The following is a 21,898-nucleotide window of genomic DNA, read 5'->3' as shown; positions in this document are numbered from 1 at the left end:
AACCTAGATGACATGGTTTACTAGGTCAACCTAGTGGAGGGACTGCAATGGACTTCGGATTGACCGATGAACAGGATCAGCTCGCCGAGGCCGAGCGAGCCTGGCTCAACCGAAACGATCCCGTCGCCCGGGTCCGCGCGACACTGGACTCGGAAGCCATCACCATCGACAGGGCAGCAGTCGCCCACGCTGCGGAATCGGGCCTGTTGGCACTGCTCACCCCGGAAATCGGGGGGTGTCACGTGGATCTCGCCGTCGTGGCCGAGGCGCACGGCGCGGCGGCGAGCTCGCTGCCCATCGCCGACCTGGCGGTCGCCGCCTGGGTGCTCGACAGCGTCGGGATGCCCCACGCGGAGGCCGCCGCCGCGGGCGACACACTGGTCGGCCTGACGTTTGGCCCGACCGTTGCCGCCGACGGCGACGCACTGCACCTCGTCGGCGCGAGCAGTCCAGTGCCCATGGCCCGGGGCATGGACGCCGTGGCCGTGGCCGGACGCGTCGGCGGACGGGAGTACCTGACGGTGCTCACCGCACCCACCTGGTCGGGGATGTCGACGTTCGACCTGACCCGCTCGTGGGCACGGGTGAATCTCGACGCCGCGATCGACGATTGGACGGAGCTGCCGCCGGGGACGCTGGCCATGCTGTGCGACGCGCTTGCAGTGCATCGGGCGTTCGACGCGCTGGGCGCCGCCGCGCGCCTGCTCGACATGACGGTGTCCTACGCCGGGCAACGAGAACAGTTCGGCACCCCGATCGGCTCGTTCCAGGCTGTCAAGCATCACTGCGCCGACATGACCCTCGCCGTGGAGGCAAGCAGGGCGACACTGTGGGCCGCAGCGCTCGCGCTGGACACCTCTTCTGGCACAGCACGATCCCGCGCTGCGTCGGCCGGGGTGGCGTACGCGAAGTCGGCGGCCGCCCGGGTCGCGGGCACTGCGTTGCAGGTGCACGGCGGCATCGGATTCACCTGGGAGCACGACCTTCATCTGCTCCTCCGCCGCATCAAGGTCGACGAGGCCTTCGACGGCACCGTCGCCGAACACCGCGCGGCACTGATCACGGCCTGACTCACCGCCGCTCACGCGGCAGCGCCAGACCCCGCTCGGCAATCAGGTTGCGCATGATCTCCGAACTGCCACCCGCGATCGTGTAGGCCCGGGCGTACAGCCACTCGTCCTGCCAGCGGCCGTCGTCGAGCACGTCTTGGTCACCTTCCACCAGAACGCCTGACTCGCCGCCGAGTTCGACGGCGAAGCGCGCGATCTCGAGGTTCAGCTCGCTGAACATCAACTTGGCCATCGCGGCGTCGTGCATGCGCTCGGCGCCGCGCAACCACCGCGTGAGGTTGGCGTAGGTCAGCGCCGACAGCGCCTCCACCTCGGCGCTGAACTCGCCGATCCGGTCACGGACCCGATCACTGTCGATGGCCGCACGGCCCTGGATGCTCACGCGGCGGGCGAGGTCGACAAGTCCATCAATGGCCAGTCTCAGCTTGACCACCGCAGCGCCCACACTGGTGCGCTCGTGGCCCAGCGTGGCATTCGCGATCGCCCAACCCTGCCCGGGCGTCCCGATCATCGCCTCGGCTGGAACCTCGACGGAATCGAAGAAGACCTCGTTGAAGTCCGAGGTGCCGGTGAGCTCGCGCAGCGGACGAACAGTGAGGCCCGGGCTGGACATGTCGACGATGAACGCGCTGATGCCCTTGTGCTTCGGCGCGTCGGAATCGGTGCGCGCCAACAGATAGCCGTAATCAGCCCAATGCCCGTCGGTGGTCCACACCTTCTGACCGCTGACGGTATAGGTGTCGCCGTCGAGCACCGCGCGAGTACGCAGCGACGCCAGGTCGCTGCCGGCGCCGGGCTCGCTGAACAGCTGGCACCACAACTGCCGACCGGTGCGGATCTCGGGCAGATGCCTGCGGCGCTGCTTGTCGGTGCCGTAGTGGATCAGCGCATGGGAGGCGAGCACGCAGCCGCTGGGCACACCGGGCGCTCCGGCGCGCGCCAACTCCTCGCTGACCACGATGGCGTGCTCAGCTGAGCGGTCGTCACGGCCGCCGAACTCCCCCGGCCAGTCCGCACCGGCGTAGCCCGCGTCGAACAACCGGGCCGTCCAGTCTTTGAGCGCGTCCAGTTCTGCCTCGTTCGCGGCGCTGCGCACACCTGCCCGTCGGGGGACGGGCGGCGCGTGCTCGGCGATGAAGTCGCGCACCTCGGCGCGGAAGGTCTGCAACTCGGGTCCCATACCGTATTCCACGTCGTCGTCTTCCTTGTCGGTGTGAGTCGGTGTCAGTTCGTCAGCGGTTCAGGGTCCGCTCTGGGCGCTTCTGCGTGAAGAGCTGCATCAGTTCCGTAGCGGCGCGGTCGCGCAGCACGTCGGCGCGGCCCACCAGAACAGCGTTGGCCTGCGCACGGCGCAGCAACAGGTGGGCGGGGTGCTCCCAGGTGAAGCCGATGCCGCCGTGGATCTGCAGTGCCCCCTCGGCGGCGGCGAGGCCGGCATCGAGCGCCGCGGCGGCGGCGAGGTCGGCCAGGTACTGCGAGTCCTCGACGTCGGCCTCGGCTGCAGCGAGAATCTGGCTGCGCGCACCCTCCAGCGCAACCAGCATGTCAGCGCACCGGTGGGAGATCGCCTGGAAACTGCCGATGGGCCTGCCGAACTGCTCACGCTCGCAGGCCCAGCCGACGGCCATCGCCAGCGCGCGTGAGCCGACGCCCACCGAGTCCGCCGCCACCGCCAGGAGGGCGTGGCGGCGTGCGCTGCGCAGCGCCCGGCGTGTGTCGGTTCCGACGGCCAGGACCTCGCCGGTGGCCCCTGTCAGTGTCACCGTGCCGATGGTGGCCGTCAGGTCGAGCGGTTGCCGGGCTGCCACCTCGACCCCGTCGGCGGCGGGATCGACGGCCACCAGCACTTCCCCATCGGCGGTGCACGCCAACACGATCAGCACTTCGGCGCTGGGTGCGCCGGCCACGATGGGGACGACGCCGTGAAGGGCCGTCCCGTTCCACTCGGGCAGTTCGGCGCCGCCGGTGATCCAGCCGCCGTCGTGTAATGGCACGGCGAAGGCTGCGGTCGTGCCCGCGGTGATGCGCGCGATCAGATCCCTTGCGCCGCATTGCACGGCAACGTCGAGCGCCGTCACCGTTGGGACGAGCGGTGCAGGCGCAAGCGCCTTGGCGGCTTCTTCGATCGCGGCGTAGAGCAGTCGCGGCCGCGTACCCGCGCCGCCGAGCGATTCGTCCACGGCCAGACCGGGCAGGCCGAAATCGACCAGCGCCGACCACACCGCGGTATCGGTGGCATCAACGGGGCGTTTCCGATCGAGCAGAGTCGACAGGTCCACCTTGGCGTGCAGCGTCTTCGCCAGCACGTCACGCAGTTCGCGTTCGTCCTCCTCGGGGACGGCCAATGGTGCACCGGGGGTGACCGCGGCGGTCCGGGTGCCCTCGCCGCGATGCGACGGCAGTCCGAGCACGCTCTCGGCGATGGTGTTGCGCTGGATCTCGGCGGTGCCCGCGCCGATGGTGGTCGCCCGGCTCATCAGGTATCCGAAGGTCCAGCGGCCGCTGTCCACGGCGTCGGGCGCCCGACTGCCCAGCGCTGCGTGCGGCCCGGTCGCGCGCAGCGCCAACGCATGCATGTGTTGTTCGAACTCCGATTTGACCAGCCGGTTCACCGACGCCACCCCGCCCGGATCCTCGCCACGCAGCACGGCGGCCAGTGCGCGGGCGCTGTTGGCGGCGATGGTGCGCACGCCGGACTCCAGCCGAGCGACGTCTTGGCGAACCAGCGGGTCGGTGTCCAGGCTCCGGGACGCGACCAGTTCGATCACCCGGTCGGCGGTGCGGCGGTATTTGAACTCGTCGGCGAGGAACGCGGTGGCCCGCTCGTGGCCCAGCGAGGTCCGCATGATCGACCAGCCGGCACCCTCGTCGCCCACCCGGTTCTCCACCGGGACCGGCACGTCATCGAGGAACACCTCGGCGAAATGGGCCGCCCCGCTGATGTCGCGCAGCGGCCGCACGGTGATCCCCGGGCTGTTCATGGGAATGAGCAGGTAGGTGATGCCGTCGGTCGAGCGGCCTGCCGGCCCGGTCCGCACCAATGCGAACATCCAGTCTGCCCGGTCGGCCATCGTGGTCCACACCTTCTGGCCGGTCACCCGGTAAACGTCGTTGTCGCGGACCGCGCGGGTGGACAGCGACGAGAGGTCGCTGCCGGCTCCCGGTTCGGAGAACCCCTGGCACCAGAATTCGTCCGCCCGCAGCAGCGGCCGAAGGAAGCGGTCCTTCTGTTGCGGGGTGCCGTGGGCGATGAGCGTGGGCGCGACGATGAACGACAACGGGCACGGGTGCGGCGGTGCGCCCGCGTCCGTCGTCATCCGGTAGTAGTCGAGCTGGTCCTCCAGCGACAGCTCCAATCCGCCGACCGAGCGCGGCCAACCGGGCGCAGCGAGCCCGTGGTCGACGAGCTCGGCATGCCAGGCGCGGGCCGCGTCGATGCGCTCGGGTTTGACCCCCGAACGTGCGGCCTCGTCACGACGACGGCGAAGATCCGCGAGGAGGCGCTCCAGCCGGGGGCGCCAATCACCTGTCTGCATCACACCCCACATAGTAAACCTGGTTAGTTATGTGGAGTGTGACCGTCAAGCTTGCGATTGGCAAGTGCGCCGTCAGTCCTCCTCGAGAACCAGCGCGAGTTCCGGACAGGCGGCGACGCCGTCGCGGGTGAGCTGCTCGTCTTCGGGCCGTACCTCGCGTTCCTCGAGAATGCAATAACCCGAGTCGTCGATGGGGAACAGCTCCGGATCGACGGCGTAGCACTGCGCGTGCCCGACGCACTTCGACTGTTCGAGACGAACCCTCATGCGAACTCCTCCACTTGACCGCCCCAAAATGGGGTGCAGACCGGGTAACTTCCTATGACAGCATCAGACTAAATGATTAACTATTTAGGTCTGGGCGTAAGTCATCGTTAACCAGGTTGGATATGTGGCATGCTACGGACTGTGACACAGGTCATGGGTGAGAACGTGCCGCCGTACCTCCGGCCGCCGGTAGTGCTCCTCGACGGCCACTGCCCGTTGCCCCGCGAGGTGCTGGGCAACAAGGGCCATGGACTCAATCTGATGCGCCGGCTCGGGCTGCCGGTGCCGCCTGCTTTCTGTCTCACCACCGATGTGTGCGCGCAGTTCCTCGCCGGTGAGGACCACGTGCTGGACCGCATCTGGCCCGACGTGCTCGACAATTTGCGCTGGCTGGAACATGAAACGGCACGCACCTTCGGTCAGGGCCCTCGGCCGCTGCTGGTCAGCGTGCGCTCCGGTGCGGCTCAGTCGATGCCCGGGATGCTCGATACCGTGCTGGACCTCGGCATCGACGACGACGTCGAGAGCGCACTGGCGCAGGAGGCGACACCGCAGTTCGCCGCGGACACCCGCAACCGGTTCCGCGCCATGTACCAACGAATCGTCCTCGACGACGACGAGTCCGAACCGGTGCCCGACAACCCGTTCCTGCAACTGCGCGGCGCGATCGCCGCGGTCTTCCGCTCCTGGCACAGCGCCCGGGCCGAGGCCTATCGCCGGCACCACGGACTGGGCGACGGTGGTGGCACGGCTGTCGTCGTACAAGCGATGGTGTTCGGCAACCTCAGCCGCGACTCGGGCACCGGGGTGCTGTTCACGCGCAATCCGATGACCGGCGCCAACGAGCCGTTCGGTGAATGGTTGCCGCGCGGTCAGGGCGAGGACGTGGTGTCGGGCAGCTACGACTGCGAACCGCTCAGCGCGCTGCGCGAGCAACAGCCTGGCGTGTACGCCGACCTCATGACGGCGGCCGAAACTCTCGAGGACCTCGGCCGCGACGTACAGGACATCGAATTCACGGTCGAAGAAGGCAGGCTCTGGCTGCTGCAGACCCGCGCCGCCAAACGGTCGGCCCAGGCCGCCGTGCGGCTGGCCCTGACACTCCTCGACGAGGGGCGCATCGAGGAAGACGAAGCGCTTCGGCGTGTCACGCCGGTGCACGTGCAGACCTTGTTGTCGCCGTCGCTTCAGCCCGAAACCCGGCTCGCCGCACCGCTCTTGGCCAAGGGGTTGCCCGCGTGCCCAGGAGTGGCGTCAGGCCGCGCCTACACCGACGTCGACGCCGCGCTCGATGCCGCCGACAACGACGAGGATGTCATCCTGGTCCGCACCTCGACCAGTCCCGACGACGTTGCGGGCATGCTGGCCGCACGTGCCATCGTGACCCAGATCGGCGGCGCCACCTCCCATGCCGCGGTGGTCAGCCGCGAGATCGGCAGGCCGGCGGTCGTCGGCTGCGGCGCCGGCGTGACGGCCGCCCTTGACGGCCGGTTGATCACCGTCGACGGCAATGCGGGCGAGGTGCGAGAGGGCGTGCTGCCCCTCACCGCGTGGTCGGAGGCCGACAGCCCCGACCTGCGTCGGCTCGCCGATATCGCGCGCAGGCGCAGCCCGCTTCGCGCGCACCGCGCAGGTGACTATCCGGTACTGCCGGCCGGCTCCGATGCCGCGGTGCGCGATGCGTTGGCCGCCGGCCACGCCGACGTGGTGTCGACGACTCCACTGATCACCATGCTGACGGCGTTACGGCTCGTCGGCTGAAGCGTTGAGGACGACGATGGATGAACTGAGCATTTTGCAAGCGACGCGGCTCAAGGGCCGGGTCAGCCCGGAAGCCTTGGCGGCGACGCTGAACCGCGACCAGGCGACCGTGACGGTGGCCATCGCCGAACTCGGCGAGGCGGGTCTGCTCGTCGAGGGCAAGTCCATCCGGCTGACACCGGCGGGTCGCGAGCGACTCAACGACCTGCTGGCTGAGGAGCGCCTGGGCGTCGACGCCTCTGCGATCTCGCACACGTACAACGAGTTCCGCGATGTGAATGCCCGGTTCAAGTCGCTCGTGTCGGAGTGGCAGCTCAAGGGCGGAGAGCCGAACACCCACGAGGATGCCGACTACGACGCCGATGTGCTCGCCAGGCTCGAGCGGGTGCACGACGCCGTGCTGCCGATCATCGGCTCGGCCGCCGAGCAACTTCCTCGGCTGAGCGCCTACGCCGACAAGCTCTCCACGGCGATGGAGAGGGTATCCGCCGGGGAGACGACATGGTTCACCCGACCAATCATCGACTCGTACCACACAGTGTGGTTCGAACTGCATGAAGAACTGATACTGGCCGCCGGGTTGACCCGCGACCAGGAAGCCAAAGCCGGTGCTGCCGAATAGGAGTAGTCGAGTGACTCAGAACTTCTTCGCCAAAACCGTCGGTCGACGGTACCTCGCCAGAACCCGACGGCTCGGCACGCTCGCCGCGGCAGTGACGGCCGCGACGACTGCCGCGACGATCGGCGCAGCTGTCGCCGCAGCGACGCCCGGCGCGGCTGATGTGTCCGGGGAAGGGTTCTGCTCGTTCGAGATGTCGCCGCCGAAACTCATCGAGCTTCCCGGCGGGGGCAAAGCGGTGAACGCGACGATCAACCCCACAGGTTGTACCGGCGACTACGTTTCGCCGCGGTCCGCCACCATCTGCGTGTCGACTCCCGACGGACCGGGCAAGTGCAGTAACGCCCCCGGCTACGCAACGGGAGAGGTTTTCGTCACCGCGACGCGGTACACCGGCACCTTCACCGCCACAGGGCGAGGATGCTGGGCGGTCGTCAACATCCCCAGAGGAGACGTCTGCACACCGCTCGCCCCGATGAGCTCGACGTTCTGACGCCGGACTCCAGCTGTACCCGGTCATGAGGTTGCTCGCAGGCGGCTGAGGGGTGTGAGACCGGCGAAGCAAGGTGGTGCGGGCATTGCGGTGGGTCAGCAGAACCTCCGGGTCGGTGATGGGCCTTCGACAAGCCACACCCCACCCGGAGGTTCTCCTCCCATCGAGCCAACACGCCCGTCACCAGTGTCCTGACCGAGTACGGCTAGCGCGGGAAGTTCAGCATCCGCCTAGCGTTCTCCTCGACGATCAGCGAGCACTCGTCGTCGGGCACGTCGGCGAGCACCTCGGCCGCGCGCTTGCGCGAGTTCGGCCAGTTGGAGTCGCTGTGCGGGAAGTCGATCTCCAGCATGATGCGGTCGACCCCGATGCTGTGCCGGTTGGTCAGGCCGTGCTCGTCGTCGATGAAGCAGCCCCAGAAGTGCTTCCTGAACAGATCCGACGGCCGGGTGTCGAAGTCGATCGCCTGGTAGTAGCGGTGCCGCTCCCACACGTAGTCGGAGCGCTCCAGGATGTAGGGCACCCAGCCGATACCACCCTCGGCCAGTGAGAACTGCAGATCCGGGAACTTTTGAAGCTTGCCGGAGAACAGCAGGTCGACGGTCGTCCACATCAGATTGGACGAGAACAGCGTGGTGGCCACGGCGAACGGGGCGTCGGGGGTCTGCATCTGCCCGGGAATCGGCTTCATCGACGAGAAGGAGAAGCCCGGCACGTAAGACCCGGAGCCGAAGTGCAACGACACCGGCATCTGCGTCTCGGAGCAGACCCGCCAGAGGCCGTCCCAGTGATCAGAATGGAACGACGGCAGGCCCAGCGGGACCGGGCTGTCCGGGAACGACACCGTGCGCGCGCCCTTGGCGGCGACCCGCTGCGCCTCGGCCACCGTCGCGTCGATGTCCCAGACCGGCAGGATGGCGAGCGGGATGTAGCGCTCGGGCGCGGTCGCGCACCATTCGTCGATATAGAAATCGTTCCAGGCCTTGACGCACAACAGCGCCAATTCCTTGTCCTGAGCTCGGATGAAGGTGCCACCGCCGAAGCCGGGGAACGAGGGGAAACAGAGCGCCGACTGCACGCCGTCGAGGTCCATGTCCGCGACTCGTGCAACCGGGTCGTAGCAGCCGGGGATCATGTCCTCGTACCGGACCGGGTCCATGCCCCATTCCTCGGGCGGCTTGCCGGCCACCGCGTTGAGTCCGATGGTCGGAAAGATCTGGCCGTCGTAGGACCACAGATGGTTGCCGTCCTGCTCGACGATCCGCGGACCGGCCTCGCGGAACTTCTCCGGCAGGCGGTCCTGCCACACCCGGGGGTGTTCAACCAGGTGGTCGTCGACGGAGACGATCTGGTGATGATCCTGAAGTGGCATGGCAACTCCCAGTTTCTGACAGCTAGTCTTAGTTTCTGACGCTTCGTCTCAACGCTATATGATGCAAGCCACAATCGTCTAGAGCTGAGAGGTGCGACATGTCCACGACGCAGGATCCCGACGGTCAGGCCAACATCGGCCGGGAAAAGTCGGACGAAGACGACCATGATCTGTTGACCTTCTCGGAAGCAGGCGAACGCCTGAAGGCGGAGATCGCCGCCGCGGCCGAGGCGGTGAAGCGGTTGCGGGCCTCCGGCGACGCCGACGATGTCGAGAAGGCGGACGCACGACTGAGCGCGCTGAAGGCGGCCGCCAAGCGCAACACGGCGCAGCCCATCAACGACGCGAACTTCGAGAAGTTCTTCGGCTATCCCGGGAAGGCCAAGCGCAACCTGCCCGCACCGCCCGCCGCGCAGTGACGGCCGATTCGGCCGACGGTTCGCCGAGGCGGATACTGCACTGATGACGAAGGTGACGCCTCTCGGGGACGGGCTACGCCGCCCCGGGTACGCGCCACCGGCGAGCACGGCGGTCGGGCGACGGGGTCTGCACACCCGTGACCGGATCGTCACATGTGCGGCGGAAGTGTTCCTGTCACAGGGCTTTCACAGCACGTCCATCGACACGATCGCGAAGGCCGCCGGGGCGTCGCGGGCGGCGATCTACCAGTACTTCGCCGGTAAGGAGGACATCTTCGGCGAGCTGAGCAGAATGGCGGAACGAGCGGCGCTAGAGCACGCGGGACAGCTGGGTCGGCTCGGCCCGACGGCTGACGGGTTGGCGAACCTGCGCCGTTGGTTGCACGAGTGGGCGGATGTCTACGACGCCCATGCCGCCGTGTTCGCCGAGTTCCCCGGGATCGGCACGGCCACCGGTCTATCCGTCATCGACGCCGGATCCGTCACCGAGAAGTTCGGCGACCGAGTCGCCGGCCGATTGCTGGCCTCGCCGGCGCCAGGGCTCGAGCACGACGACGCCCTGGCGGCACTCATGCGGATCCCGCACATGGTGAACCTGTACCGGCACCGCGGAATGTTCCCGCTGCCCTCCCGCGAAGGCGTATCCGACTCGCTGGCAATCGCCTTGCAGCTCATGCTCTATCCCGATACACCCGTCGACATCATCTGCGCGGCCTTCCCCGACCGCAGCGGTGGATCGGCCGCGCCCCCCACCGCTGTCGCTCCAGTCGATGGGGCCGTCGAGTCTGCCGGTGACCTGTCACCGGTTCGTCGTGATGTCCTGGCGGCCAGTTCCCAGCTGTTTGCCGAGCACGGCTACTACGCGGTCAGCATGCAAGACATCGCCGCGGCCGCCGGCATCAGCCGGGCGACGCTGTACCGCTACTTCAGCACCAAGGACCGAGTCCTGGCCGAGCTCACCCGGCGGGCAGTGATAGAGACCGCGGGACACGCCGCCGCGCTGCACGGGTTCGCCGGCGAGCAGTTCGACGCCGACCGATTCCGCCGCTGGATGCTCGATTACGTCCGCTTCCACCGCAGCTACCGCGGCGTCATTCGGGCGTGGTTCGACGGGACAGTGTCAGAGCAGCTTTCCGACACGTCGATCGCCCACGGTATCGGCTCGATGCATGGCGCGGTGAGCACGCTGCTTCGCACCGCAACGCTGCCGCCGGGCATGGATCCGGCCGTCGCGGCTGCGGTCTTCCTGGCGACTCTTGGCCGCATGACCGAGCCGACCGATCGCGATCTCGACACCGACCAGCACGCAGCCGAACTCATGGTGATGCTGATTCGGCGGTCGCTCCTACGGGCGGCGTGATGCGCAATATAGATCAACTAGCGGCCGGTCGGTAGCCGGCCGCCGAATTGCGCAACTGCCAGATAAGACTCGGGCACAGCTCCTGTGCGGCCTGGCTGATCAGGTATGACGCTTGGAATTCATCGGAGGTGCGGAAGTCGGCCTTGATATCGCCGACCAGCTGCGCGTATCCCCGGCCCTGGGCGATCTTGTCGCAGATGCCGCGGCCGTAGGCCAGCGCGTGATCGGCATTGGCGAAGTTGTACCCCGGCCGGACCGTCACATTGACCAGATAGGCGACCGTGTCCGCGGCGGCCGTCGGCGCGCCGACCGTCAGCATGCCGCCCATGGTGGCGAATGCGGCGACCAGACCGGCCAACAGCTTCCGATGCGTCATGAAGAGAAATCTTAATTCATTTAGCTCATTTCGAGGTAGTCTCACCCGACATGACAGTGAGTTGCAGAGTCCGACGCTTCGTGGCGGCGCTTCCGGTCGCCGCCGTAGCCGCGGGTATGGTGCTGGCCGCACCGTCGGCGCAGGCCGACAATCGGCGGCTCAACGAAAGCGTCTACAGCAACATCTTCTCCGCGCAGAGCATCAACGGCTGCACGACCGACCCGAAGAGGGACCGCCGACTCGACGAGGCCGCGCGACGGCACACGCTCGACGTCCGCGCCAACCGCAATATCAACGGCGACATCGGTTCGGATGGTTCGACGCCACAGGACCGAGCAAATGCGGCGGGCTTTGTCGGCAAGGTCTCCGAGACCATCGCGATCAACCCGGCGCTGGCCATCAGCGGCCTGGAGATCCTCAATCAGTGGTGGCACAACCCGGTGTCGCGGAGCATCATGCAGGACTGCAGCAACACCGCCATCGGAGTGTGGTCGGAGAACAGCCTCGATCGGACGGTCGTGGTGGCGGTGTACGGCCAGCCGGGAACGCCCAGCTAGCCGCGGGCGAGTTCGGCGCGCAGCAGCTTCTTGTCGACCTTGCCACTGGCCAGCACCGGCAAGGCGTCGACGGTGACCAGCCGTCGCGGCACTTTGTAGCCTGCGAGTCGGCGCCGGACGAACGCCTGCACAGCCTCCAGCGTGACAGTAGCGCCGGTATGCGGCACGACGACGGCGCAAACAGCTTCGCCCCACCGCTCGTCGGGTGCGCCGACCACCGCGCAGGCCGCCACCCCGTCGGCTCTGCTGATGACGTCCTCGACCTCGGGCGAGTAGACGTTCTCGCCGCCGGTGATGATGACGTCCTTCTTGCGGTCCACCAGATACAGCAGGCCATGTTCGTCCAACCGACCCACGTCGCCGGTGTGGCACCAGCCGTCTTGCAGCGTGACCAACGTGGCCGCGTGGTCGTCCCAGTATCCGCGGAACAATGCGTCGGAATGAACGACGATCTCACCGGTCTCACCGGCGGGCACATCGCGGCCATCGTCGCCGAGGATCCGCACCCGCGCACCAGGAAATGGAAAGCCCACGGAGCGCAACCGCTCGGTGGCGCCTGGCGCCTCCAGCGAGTGCATTTCGCGTGGCAGCCCGGACACGATCGCCTCGGTCTGCCCGTAGAGGTTCAGGAAGCCCGCGCCGGGGAGCGTGGCCAGCGCGCGCTGCAACGTAGCCGCAGTCATCGGTGCCGCCGAGTAGACGACTGTGCGCACCGACGCCACGGTGGCGGGGTCGCTGATGTCGTCGAGCAGCGCCTTGAGCATGACCGGCGCCAGGTGCAGCACCGTGATCTGCTCGGCGGCGATCAACCGCACCGCTTCCGCCGTTTCGAACTGCTGTTGCAGCACCACGGTTCCGCCGCGGGCGTGCAGGCCGCCGACGATGGCGAGCGCGCCGACGTGAAACATGGGCATGTTGATCAGACCACGATCGGCACTGCCGCAGCGCATTTCGTTGTTCATGGTGAACGCCACCCGGCGCAGCTCGCGTTGCCCGAGAATGCAGCACTTGGAGGCGCCGGTGGTGCCGCTGGTGAACAGCAGGCAGGCGATGTCGTCGGGCTGGGCGATGAACTCCGGCTCGCCGCCGCGGCCGCTGTCGAGGAACTCCTCGTAGTGCGTCATCCCCGGCTGGCAAGCCCCGCCGATGGTGACCACTCGGGGCGGCGACGGCAACCGGGCAGCGAAGTCGGCGACCACCGGAGCGAATTCGTCGGCGCAGAACACGATCGAGGGGGTGACCCGGCTCAGCACCTCATGCGTCTCGGGCGGCGAGAGCCGGAAGTTCACTGTCGCCATGATGATTCCGCTGAGTTGAGTGGCCGCGACCAGCTCTCCGAACTCGATGCTGTTGCGGCTCAACACCGCGATGCGGTCCTGGCGTCGTACGCCGGCGGCGGCCATCGCCGAGATCAGTCGAACGGCCCTGTCGCGCAGTCGCCCATGGGTGATGCTGCGTCCGCCGTGCCGGTAGGCGGGCACGTCGGCGAACCGCACCGCGTTGTCGGTGATGATGTCGCCCAACGTCATGTCAACGTCGGCGCCGGCCCGCGTCACTGTTCCCCTGCCCGCAGCGTTGCGATCACGGTGTGCACCGGCACAGCAGCGAACGCAGGTCCTTGGTTCCGGTCATCGCCAGGCCTACTCCGGCTAGCGGCTGCTCAGCAGCATCGACCCCGCCACCGGTCCGCCGCCCACAGCCACGGCGACCACCTCGGGAGTACTCGGGACCTGCCGCTCGCCGCCCTCGCCCCACATCTGAACGCAGGCCTCGTGCAGGAAACCCATACCGTGCAAACGGCCGCCCGAAAGTTGCCCGCCGCTGGTGTTGATCGGCAGCGCGCCGTCCAACGCGATGCGCGAACCGTCGTCGAGGAACTCGCCGACCTTGCCGTGCTCACAGAAACCCATCGCCTCCAGCCACATCACGGTCAGGAAGGAGAAGCCGTCGTAGAGCTGCGCCATGTCGACGTCGGCCGGGGTCAGCGTCGTGTTCTGCCACAGCGTAGCGGCCGAATCGTGGGCGGCCATGGTGGTGATGTCCGAGCGCTGATCCCAGGTGGCGCGCTCGAACATGCCGGGGCCGACGGATTCCACCGTCAGCGGGTGGCGGGGCAGGCCGGCCGCGGCGTCGCGGCGCGAAACCACGACCGCCGTCGCGCCGTCGCAAGGTACGTCACAGTCGTAGAGGCAGAGCGGCTCGGAGATCATCCGAGCGCCGAGGTAGTCGTCCATCGTCATCGGCTCGCGGTAGATCGCGTCAGGATTGCGGCCGGCATTGGTGCGCGCGTTGATCGCGATGTAGCCGAGATGCTCACGGGTCAAACCGAAGTCGTGCATGTAGCGCTGCGCCGGCATCGCCAGCCAGTTCGCCGCCGACAGCGCACCGAACGGCGCGACCCATTCCAGGTGCGGCGGCAGCTTCCCACCACCGAACAGCACTGACGCGCGGCCGCCGCCGGCCTGCTGCGCGGCAGTGGACTCCCACACCGACCGGTACACCACGACATGGTTGGCCAGGCCGAGACTGACTGCCATACACGCCTCGATCACCGGCCCGATCTGGCCCGCGGTCTCCATCGCCGAGACATACCACCGGCAGCGCAGCCCCAGCGAGTTTCGAACCTCTTGAATGGTGGCGCCGGAGAATCCGGCGTCGGGCACCCCGGGACCCGGGTAGCTCGCGATGCCGTCGATGTCGTCGACACTGAGCCCGGCATCGCTGATGGCCCGAAGTACCGCTTCGAGGGTGAGATCCAGCCCTGTTCGGCCGAGACGCCGGCCGACCTGGGACTTACCCGCGCCGGTGAGAACGGCCTTTCCGTCGAACGGACCGCCGGTCATTCGACCGCCTCCTTCGGTGCGGCTTCAGCGCCCGTCACCCATGCATACATACTTTCATCGCTTTCATTCGGCGCCGGAGCCATCAAAACACCCACCGGGAGATGAGTTCGACGACGGCTGCCGGTTTGTCGGCGCCGTCGACCTCGACGGTGTGCCGCACGGTCAGGTTAACGGTGTCGTCGGCGACCTTGTCGGCGGCGGCGAGGTGAGAAAGCACCCGGATACGACTGCCCGCCGTGACTGCAGACAGGAATCGCACTTTGTTGAGCCCGTAGTTGATGCCCATCTTCGCGTCCTCGACGCGGTAGTTGTCCTTGCTCAATGCGGGGATCAGCGAGAGGGTGAGGAAGCCGTGCGCGACGGTCGCGCCGTAGGGGCTTTCGGTCTTGGCCTTCTCCACGTCGACGTGAATCCATTGATGATCCATCGTGACGTCGGCGAAGGCGTCGATCCGGCTCTGGTCGATGTCCACCCAACGGCTGACTCCGAGTTCCTCGCCGATCAACGCCAGCGCGTCGTCCACGGACCTGATCACCTTCACTTGCTGCTCCCAACTCCGTCACCCGATATACCGCTATCTATATAACGGTATAGACTAGCCCCGATCACCGGGCACCAGCCCCTGAAACGACTTTGGGAGAAACATGGCCGCATCGACGTCCAAGGCAGTGATCGTCGCCGCTGCCCGCACACCGATCGGAACGTCACGCCGGGGCACGCTGGCCAACATGCCGGCGGTCGAACTCGCGAAACCAGTGGTCACCGCGGTCGTGGACCGGTCCGGCCTGGCAGGCGCCGATTTCGACGACCTCGTGCTCGCCGAGAGCCTCCAGGGTGGCGGTGACAGTGCCCGCTTCATCGCGGTCGACCTCGGCATGACCGACATCCCCGGGATCGCTGTCAACCGCCAGTGTGCGTCCAGCCTGTCGGCGATCGCCGTCGGCGCGGGCCAGATCGCTGCGGGCATGAGCCGCGCCATCCTGGCAGGCGGCATGGAGTCCTGCTCCACCACACCGCTTCTGCGCAAGCGCAAGCCGTTCACCACCGGCAAGTCACCCGAGGACTACCAGGATCCCTGGTTCCCGTTCTCCCATCCCCCCACCGACGATGCTCCCGCCCTCGACATGTCCATCACCGTCGCCCACAACTGTGCGGTGCAGTACGGGATCTCCCGTGAGGCGCAGGACGAATGGGCGTTGCGCAGCCACCAACGCGCCGTCAAGGCCATCGACGCCGGCTCCTTCGTCGATGAGATCGTGCCGGTCGAGGTCCCGCAGGCCGACGGGGGCACGATCACGTTCGCCCAGGACGAGCATCCTCGGCGCGAGTCGACGATCGAGACCCTCGCGGGGCTCAAGGTGCTGCACCCCGAGATCGACGGATTCACGGTCACGGCCGGCAACTCCTCGGGCATCAACGACGCAGCCGCCGTTGTCGCACTCACCACCCCGGACACCGCCAGTGAGGTGCTGGCACATGTGTTGTCGTGGAGTGCGGTCGGCGTGGCGCCGAACCGGACCGGCAGCGGGCCCATCACGGCCATCCCGAAGGCGCTCGAGTTGGCCGGCCGCAAGCTCGAGGATGTGGCGTTGTTCGAGATCAACGAGGCGTTCGCCGCCCAAGCGGTGGCCTGCGCCCGCGAGCTGCAACTCGACGAGGACATCGTCAACGTCTACGGGTCCGGCATCAGCCTGGGCCACCCGATTGCGGCGACCGGTGCACGCATGGTCACCTCGGCAATCTACGAACTGCGCCGCCGCGGCGGTGGCATCGGCGTCCTGTCCATGTGCGCCGGCGGCGGCATGGGCGCGGCGATGGTCATCGAGGTGGCCTGACATGACCGCACTGATCACTGAGGGATTGTTCCGGGTCGACGGCGACCGTGCGGTGTTGTTCGGCTCGCGCCGACGATCGACCGGCGTGGTGAAGTTCCCCGCCGAGCGACCCGAGCTCTTCGATGGGGACGCCGACATTCAGCAGGACATCGAGGCGATCGAATTGTCCACCACGGGAACGCTTTACACCTACACCACCCAGGAGTTCCCGCCGCCGCTGCCGTACAAGGGCAACCGCTCCCCCGACGTGTTCAAGCCCTACGTCGTCGGCTTCGTCGAATTGCCCGAGGGCGTGCTGGTCGAGTCGTTGATCGTGGGCGCCACCCCCGACCAGTTGCAGATCGGTCAGCGGCTGGTGTCGACCACGACCAATCTGGAGACCGAAGACGGCCGGTCGCTGGCGACCTTCGCTTTCCGGCCCGAAGGATAGGCTCCGGGGGTGACCGGCCTGGGCATCCCGTCCCTCGGGCTCCATCCCCTACACGGGGTGCACGAACCCACTGTCGGTAATCCACCGCGTCGGGCCGGTTCCGCGCGGCGCACCACGTCGATCGACATGACCCGCGCCGGGGGGACGCTGGACCCGGTTCACCTCGAGGGTCGAGCCCGCGACGTGCGGACGGCGCAGGACGGTACCGCCTCCGTGCTCGGCGAGGCCGAGATGTCGGCCACCATCGAGTTGGTCGCCCGCGTCGTCCGCCACGTCGAGGTCACACCGCCCGTCGATGGGATATCGCACCTTTCGGGCGCGCCGGCGATGAGCGGTTTTCGCGCCGCGGCCGATAAGGCCGCCCCGGGCTTGCGCGCATCCCGCGACCTGCGCTATTCGCTGCTCGACGACATTCCGGTCGCGACGCTGGTCTCCGGTCATGCGCTCTCGGCCTCGGGTGCGCTCGGCGACGTCTCCAAGTCCGGGTATCTGCCGGTTGCCGATCAGTGCGCGGGCTTCGCGACCGGCGGGTTGCTGATGACCTCGTTCGAGGCCGGCGATCCTGCCGTGGTCACCGGGCCGGTGGCTCCGGACCTCGACCACGATGTCGACGACTGGGCGTGGCACCCGATGAAACCGTTGCCGTTGCATGGCATGCGCCGGCGCCGGCGCATCGACGTCTACGAGGACGGTGACGGGCGGATCGGCATCGACGCCATGTTCCGCGACACCTATGTGCGGACCGACGCCGTGGAGACGATCATCCACGAGTACACCCTGGCCGCGGCTGTCGACGCCGACACCGGAGTGATCCTCGAGTCACACGCCACTCCGCGAGTGCTGCCCTGGCAGGAATGCCCGGGCGCAGTGGCCAGCGCCGAGCGGATCGCCGGAATGACGCTGCGCGAACTGCACTTCCGGGTTCGGCAGGAGTTGTTCGGCACCAGCACGTGCACCCATCTCAACGATCTGCTGCGCAGCGTCGCCGACACCGAGGCGCTCATCGACCAGATGCGCAGCGCCTAGCTCCGTGACGTCCCGGCCGATGTCCGCGGGGCGAGCGATGCCGCGAGCAGATTGCGGAGTATTCCTTCCTCGCCGCCGTCTTCTGCGCCGGCGGGCTCCGACATGAGGCTGAAGTTGACTCGAGTCACCCAACGGGCCAACGTGTCCGGGGAGAGATCATCGCGGACCTCCCCGGCCGCCGCAGCGCCGGCGATGCGCTGACCGAGCGCTTCTGCGAGCTTGTCACGCCATAGCTCTGAGTGCTCGGCCGCGTGGTAAGTGTGCGCCGCTTCGTCGTTGTGAATGAGTAGCCGGATGGCCGGCGATGTGCGGGCTGCGGCATTTCCGGCAAGACACGCCGCGACCAGACGATCGAGGAAAGGCTCGTCTGTACGCCAGCAATGGTCGGCGGCGGCGAGCACGCCGTCAAGGGCACGAACGAACGAGGCAACGAGAATCGCGTCTTTGGTCGGGAAGTAGTAGTACACCGTGGATCGGTTGACGCCCGCCTTCTTGGCGATGTCACTCATCCGGGTGCTGGTCGGTCCGCGCTCCGCATAGCACGCTTCGGCCGCTGCCAGCAGGCGCTCTCGCGCTTGCTCCTCGTTGAGCGGCAGGTCCGCGCCCCAGGCGGCAGCCCGACTCACCTGCGGATGCGCGGTCACGGTTGCAGAGCTTACCTGCAGATATTGACCCTGTCCGACACAGTGGCCTATTCTGTCGGACATCCCACACTGGAGTCATATGTGTCCAACGCGACGTCTTTGGCGGGAACGACTGCGGCAGAGGAGCAGACATGTGGAACGGCTTCGACCAGCTTTCGACGCGGGCGGATCTCATCCCCAAGGATCCGGCACCGGAACTGATCAAATCGACGACGTGGCAAGTCTCCATGCTGGCCGTCACAGTGATCCTGGCAGCGCTGGTCTTCGGCTACGCCATCAGGACGTGGCGCACTACTAGACGCTCCGAAATGTTCTGGATCACGCTCGGAGCGCTGGCCGCGGTATTCTACGAGCCTCTCGGTGACTACATGGTCGACATCACCTATCACCAGTCCGGCGCACTGACCTCGCTGACCGGTTTCAGCGGCACCATCCCGCTGTGGGTGTTGTTCATGTACCCCGTCTTCTGGGGCCCGGCGATCCTGTACTTGGTCACCCGCCTCGAGACCGGCCTTGCCGTGAAGCGGTGGATGGGCCTGTTCGCCTTGGCCATCCCCTTCACGTTGTTCTTCGAGGTGCCGATGCTCCAACTCGGCCTCTACCAGTACTACGGAACGCAGCAGCCCATTGCGGTCTGGGGATACCCCCTCTGGATGGCCTTCTCCAACACCGCCGCCATCTTCGTGGTGTCCCTGCTGGTCCATGCCGCCAGGAAGACCACGCTCGTGCGTGAGCGCCCCGCCTACCTCGTGCTCCTCGTGCCGAGCTTCATCATCGGCGTCGGCGTGACCACCATCGTCCCGATCGGCTTGGCTATGAGCTCCACCACCTCGCTGCTCATCATCAACCTGTGCGCCACGGTGTCAGCGATGCTGTCGGTCGCGTACGCCTGGGTCGGGTTCAAGATGGTCATGCCGTCGACCCGGACGCAGTCGCCGGCCGCCGAGAAGGACACCGTCGCAGCCTGACCGACGCCGAGGGGGACTGTCCAACACAAGTGAGATGATGTTGGACCGTCGACAATATAGATTCTTGTAGGAGCGTGAACGCGCTCGGTGCCTAACGAGCGGGCTTGCGCTACAGCGGATCCCGCGATGCAACGATCATCGTCAACGACGTACGGTGTCGCCGGCGGGTCGGGGCCGACCCGGCGTCAGAATTCGATCCTGATGCGCTCAGAGGCCGGCCGGGCTTGGCATCCCAGCACAATACCGTCCGCGATATCGTCGTCGTCGAGCGCGCCGTGGGTATCCATCTCGACCTTCCCGTCGATCAGAACGCATTGGCATGTGCCGCAATCGCCTTCACGGCAGGAGTAGGGCGCTTCGATTCCCTGATCGACGAGCAGGTCGATCAAAGTGTCTTTCGGTGTCCATGTCAGCGTGTGGGTCGAACCGTTCAGCTCAACGACCACCTCGGCGGTCAGCGGGTCATCGGCAGAATCGCCGATTTGATCGACACTCACCGGCCTGTCGACGAACGGATCCCCGGACAGGGAAACAAAGTTCTCAATGTGGATCTGGGTGCGCGGTGTCCCCAGACCTTCGATCGCACTGCGCGCGCTCTTCATGAATGGTGCTGGGCCGCAGATGAAGACGTCGTGGTCCGCGAATGGTGCGAGGAGCGGCGTCAGGGTCGCGTCATTGGGCAGGCCCTGCACACTCTCCAGCCAATGGATGACTGTCAGCCGATCAGGATGCTCCGCAACGAGTTCGCGCAGCGCCGCGGCGAAGATGATGGCATCAGGGTCCCTGTTGGCGTAGATGAGCACCACTCGCCCGTGACTCTGGACCAACACGGACTTGGTGATCGACATCATGGGGGTGATGCCGCTGCCGCCGGCGATCAGCAGTAAATCCCTGTCCAAGTGGTCGGGACTGAAAACGCCAGCAGGCGGCAAACACTCGAACTCATCACCTGAACGGACGTTGTCGCACAACCAATTCGACGCATACCCCTCAGCCGTACGCTTCACCGTCACAGCCAGCCGCTTGTCGGTGTCCGGCGAGCTGCACAATGAATAGCACCGGGCGACGAACCCCGTCCGCTCGCTCGGCACTCGCAACGTCAGGAACTGGCCAGGCCGGTAACCGACATCGCAACCATTGGGTGGGTCGAACACGATGGTGACGGCGTCGGCGGTCTCGGCGACGACGTCGGCCACTGTGAGTGGCCAATTCGGAATGGGCACTGGGTGTTTGGGCCGAATCAGTGGGCGCCGGAGGGCGCGAGTTTGTCCTCAGCAGGCTCCGCGTCGGGATAAAAGCCACGCGCCCACCGGCGCAATTGCCGGAACCCTGCGGCTTCGGAGGCGGTGAGGCCCGGCGGATCCATGTACACCTGACTGTCCCAAATCGCGATGTCGTCCGGCAGCGCGGCTTGTGCAGCCGTCAGGCGCTCGTCGTAATTGCCGTTGGCCTCGTCAATCCAGTACGTGGAGAATATGTCTGATGTGTGATCGTCGACGGGAGTGGTGCAGATGGCGATGACGCGAAAGCCCTCGCGGGTGTGCTCGCCGTTGAACGATATGCCGAGGCCCGACCAGTAGATCTCCAAGGTGTTGGTCGTCTCGCCCGGCTGGTCGACGCCCCCACTCCACCGTCGGCCGAAACCCACCTTCGCCGACCACGTCACGTCGTCGGTGTCCTCCCGTAGCACGACCGGACTGATCGGGGTCTTGTGCACGAACCGGAAGTGATGCGGATCGACGGCGTTCTCGGCGATGACTTGCGGATGCACGTGGATTCCGGCGAATTTGAGCCGGGCTTCCGGACCGACTGGGAAGTAGTCCCGATCGTGAATGTGTTCGCCGAGCACCCGCAGTCCGTCGGGCACCTCCCACATCGGAGCGCGCCCGGCGGCGTCGTGCCATACGTAGATGGACTCGTTGAGTTCGGTGACCGGCCATGACCGAACCTTACGACCTCGATTCGGCCGGTTCTCGTAGGGAATCCGCACGTTGCGGCCCTCCCCGTTCCACACCCAGCCATGGAACGGACACTGGATACCGTCCTCGACGACGCAGCCACCCTTGGACAGGTTGGCGCCGAGATGCTGGCAGTGGGCATTGAGTACGTGCACCGCCCCCTGCAGGTCTCGAAAGGCGACGAGTTCGACGCCGAAGTAGCGCAACGGGATGACGTCGCCCTCGGCCAGGTCGGCACTCCACGCGACCTGGAACCACCCGGTCGGCTGCATGCTGGGTAGACCGTTCACGATTACTCCTTCATCGATTGGGATACGCCATCGACACTATTTCTCAACCCTAGCGGGAATGGCGTTCCCAGGCA

General features: G+C 66.8%; 22 protein-coding genes. 11 read left to right on the top strand and 11 right to left on the bottom strand.

The features are described 5' to 3' along the window. The first annotated feature begins 47 nt into the window (after positions 1–47). The gene (locus G6N49_RS02485; RefSeq protein ID WP_083044745.1) at positions 48–1,070 is read left to right on the top strand and encodes an acyl-CoA dehydrogenase family protein; all 1,023 of its coding nucleotides are present in this window, start codon (positions 48–50) and stop codon (positions 1,068–1,070) included. A gap of 1 nt (position 1,071) precedes the next feature. Here the strand turns inward: G6N49_RS02485 and G6N49_RS02480 are convergent, their stop codons facing one another. The 3 genes from G6N49_RS02480 to G6N49_RS02470 form a co-directional block, all read right to left on the bottom strand. Next, entirely contained in the window at positions 1,072–2,262 is a 1,191-nt protein-coding gene (locus tag G6N49_RS02480) for an acyl-CoA dehydrogenase family protein (protein WP_083044746.1), read from the bottom strand. 40 nt (positions 2,263–2,302) lie between these two features. Continuing rightward, positions 2,303–4,606, bottom strand: coding sequence for an acyl-CoA dehydrogenase family protein (locus G6N49_RS02475; protein ID WP_083044797.1), 2,304 nt, complete (start codon positions 4,604–4,606; stop codon positions 2,303–2,305). 72 nt (positions 4,607–4,678) lie between these two features. Then, positions 4,679–4,873 carry a ferredoxin FdxE gene (locus tag G6N49_RS02470; protein WP_011856502.1) on the bottom strand — a complete coding sequence of 65 codons (195 nt, stop codon included), beginning with the start codon at positions 4,871–4,873 and terminating at the stop codon, positions 4,679–4,681. 129 nt (positions 4,874–5,002) lie between these two features. On the opposite strand from G6N49_RS02470, the gene G6N49_RS02465 reads away from it, so the two are divergent. The 3 genes from G6N49_RS02465 to G6N49_RS02455 are packed head-to-tail and all read left to right on the top strand — an operon-like array spanning position 5,003 to position 7,746. Further along, positions 5,003–6,634, top strand: coding sequence for a pyruvate, phosphate dikinase (locus tag G6N49_RS02465; protein WP_083044747.1), 1,632 nt, complete (start codon positions 5,003–5,005; stop codon positions 6,632–6,634). Between the two features lie 16 nt (positions 6,635–6,650). Next, the gene (locus G6N49_RS02460) at positions 6,651–7,256 is read left to right on the top strand and encodes a helix-turn-helix domain-containing protein (RefSeq protein WP_083044748.1); all 606 of its coding nucleotides are present in this window, start codon (positions 6,651–6,653) and stop codon (positions 7,254–7,256) included. Between the two features lie 10 nt (positions 7,257–7,266). Next, complete coding sequence (locus G6N49_RS02455) at positions 7,267–7,746, top strand: hypothetical protein (protein WP_083044749.1); 480 nt, start codon at positions 7,267–7,269, stop codon at positions 7,744–7,746. A 205-nt stretch (positions 7,747–7,951) separates the two neighbouring features. Here the strand turns inward: G6N49_RS02455 and G6N49_RS02450 are convergent, their stop codons facing one another. Beyond that, the gene (locus tag G6N49_RS02450; protein WP_011856506.1) at positions 7,952–9,118 is read right to left on the bottom strand and encodes an amidohydrolase family protein; all 1,167 of its coding nucleotides are present in this window, start codon (positions 9,116–9,118) and stop codon (positions 7,952–7,954) included. A 98-nt stretch (positions 9,119–9,216) separates the two neighbouring features. On the opposite strand from G6N49_RS02450, the gene G6N49_RS02445 reads away from it, so the two are divergent. Together G6N49_RS02445 and G6N49_RS02440 are read left to right on the top strand one after the other, a co-directional pair. Then, positions 9,217–9,537, top strand: coding sequence for a hypothetical protein (locus tag G6N49_RS02445; RefSeq protein WP_011856507.1), 321 nt, complete (start codon positions 9,217–9,219; stop codon positions 9,535–9,537). Positions 9,538–9,580: 43 nt separating this feature from the next. Then, the gene (locus G6N49_RS02440) at positions 9,581–10,897 is read left to right on the top strand and encodes a TetR/AcrR family transcriptional regulator (RefSeq protein ID WP_083044750.1); all 1,317 of its coding nucleotides are present in this window, start codon (positions 9,581–9,583) and stop codon (positions 10,895–10,897) included. Between the two features lie 13 nt (positions 10,898–10,910). Here the strand turns inward: G6N49_RS02440 and G6N49_RS02435 are convergent, their stop codons facing one another. Beyond that, positions 10,911–11,273: a DUF732 domain-containing protein gene (locus G6N49_RS02435; protein WP_110807622.1), complete on the bottom strand. Its 363-nt coding sequence runs from the start codon at positions 11,271–11,273 to the stop codon at positions 10,911–10,913. A gap of 50 nt (positions 11,274–11,323) precedes the next feature. Between G6N49_RS02435 and G6N49_RS02430 the strand changes: the two genes are divergently transcribed. Next, the gene (locus G6N49_RS02430; RefSeq protein WP_083044751.1) at positions 11,324–11,830 is read left to right on the top strand and encodes a CAP domain-containing protein; all 507 of its coding nucleotides are present in this window, start codon (positions 11,324–11,326) and stop codon (positions 11,828–11,830) included. Here G6N49_RS02430 and G6N49_RS02425 read toward each other — a convergent pair. The 3 genes from G6N49_RS02425 to G6N49_RS02415 all read right to left on the bottom strand — a co-directional run bounded on the left by G6N49_RS02425 (position 11,827) and on the right by G6N49_RS02415 (position 15,214). Continuing rightward, complete coding sequence (locus G6N49_RS02425) at positions 11,827–13,359, bottom strand: class I adenylate-forming enzyme family protein (RefSeq protein WP_165760714.1); 1,533 nt, start codon at positions 13,357–13,359, stop codon at positions 11,827–11,829. The genes G6N49_RS02430 and G6N49_RS02425 overlap by 4 nt on opposite strands. 120 nt (positions 13,360–13,479) lie before the next feature. After that, on the bottom strand, positions 13,480–14,673 hold the full coding sequence (locus G6N49_RS02420; protein WP_011856512.1) for a thiolase family protein: 1,194 nt from the start codon (positions 14,671–14,673) through the stop codon (positions 13,480–13,482). Positions 14,674–14,755: 82 nt separating this feature from the next. Next, on the bottom strand, positions 14,756–15,214 hold the full coding sequence (locus G6N49_RS02415; RefSeq protein ID WP_011856513.1) for a MaoC family dehydratase: 459 nt from the start codon (positions 15,212–15,214) through the stop codon (positions 14,756–14,758). A gap of 103 nt (positions 15,215–15,317) precedes the next feature. On the opposite strand from G6N49_RS02415, the gene G6N49_RS02410 reads away from it, so the two are divergent. The 3 genes from G6N49_RS02410 to G6N49_RS02400 are packed head-to-tail and all read left to right on the top strand — an operon-like array spanning position 15,318 to position 17,964. Beyond that, entirely contained in the window at positions 15,318–16,508 is a 1,191-nt protein-coding gene (locus tag G6N49_RS02410) for a thiolase family protein (protein WP_083044753.1), read from the top strand. A 1-nt stretch (position 16,509) separates the two neighbouring features. Then, on the top strand, positions 16,510–16,938 hold the full coding sequence (locus G6N49_RS02405) for an OB-fold domain-containing protein (protein ID WP_011856515.1): 429 nt from the start codon (positions 16,510–16,512) through the stop codon (positions 16,936–16,938). Positions 16,939–16,947: 9 nt separating this feature from the next. Continuing rightward, the gene (locus tag G6N49_RS02400) at positions 16,948–17,964 is read left to right on the top strand and encodes a DUF2889 domain-containing protein (protein WP_011856516.1); all 1,017 of its coding nucleotides are present in this window, start codon (positions 16,948–16,950) and stop codon (positions 17,962–17,964) included. Here G6N49_RS02400 and G6N49_RS02395 read toward each other — a convergent pair. Further along, positions 17,961–18,608 (bottom strand): TetR/AcrR family transcriptional regulator, encoded by a 648-nt coding sequence (locus G6N49_RS02395; protein WP_235679482.1) that lies wholly within the window; start codon positions 18,606–18,608, stop codon positions 17,961–17,963. The two genes, G6N49_RS02400 and G6N49_RS02395, sit on opposite strands and share 4 nt — an antisense overlap. A 131-nt stretch (positions 18,609–18,739) precedes the next feature. On the opposite strand from G6N49_RS02395, the gene G6N49_RS02390 reads away from it, so the two are divergent. Then, complete coding sequence (locus G6N49_RS02390; RefSeq protein WP_011856518.1) at positions 18,740–19,576, top strand: hypothetical protein; 837 nt, start codon at positions 18,740–18,742, stop codon at positions 19,574–19,576. Positions 19,577–19,761: 185 nt separating this feature from the next. On the opposite strand, the gene G6N49_RS02385 is transcribed toward G6N49_RS02390, so the two are convergent. Together G6N49_RS02385 and G6N49_RS02380 are read right to left on the bottom strand one after the other, a co-directional pair. Then, positions 19,762–20,772: a ferredoxin--NADP reductase gene (locus G6N49_RS02385; protein WP_271035537.1), complete on the bottom strand. Its 1,011-nt coding sequence runs from the start codon at positions 20,770–20,772 to the stop codon at positions 19,762–19,764. A 44-nt stretch (positions 20,773–20,816) separates the two neighbouring features. Then, positions 20,817–21,824, bottom strand: coding sequence for a Rieske 2Fe-2S domain-containing protein (locus G6N49_RS02380; RefSeq protein ID WP_011856520.1), 1,008 nt, complete (start codon positions 21,822–21,824; stop codon positions 20,817–20,819). Positions 21,825–21,898: the final 74 nt, after the last annotated feature.

The sequence above is a fragment of the Mycolicibacterium monacense genome, assembly GCF_010731575.1.
Lineage (GTDB): Bacteria > Actinomycetota > Actinomycetes > Mycobacteriales > Mycobacteriaceae > Mycobacterium > Mycobacterium monacense.
This window is presented reverse-complemented; position numbering and strand designations above follow the sequence as displayed.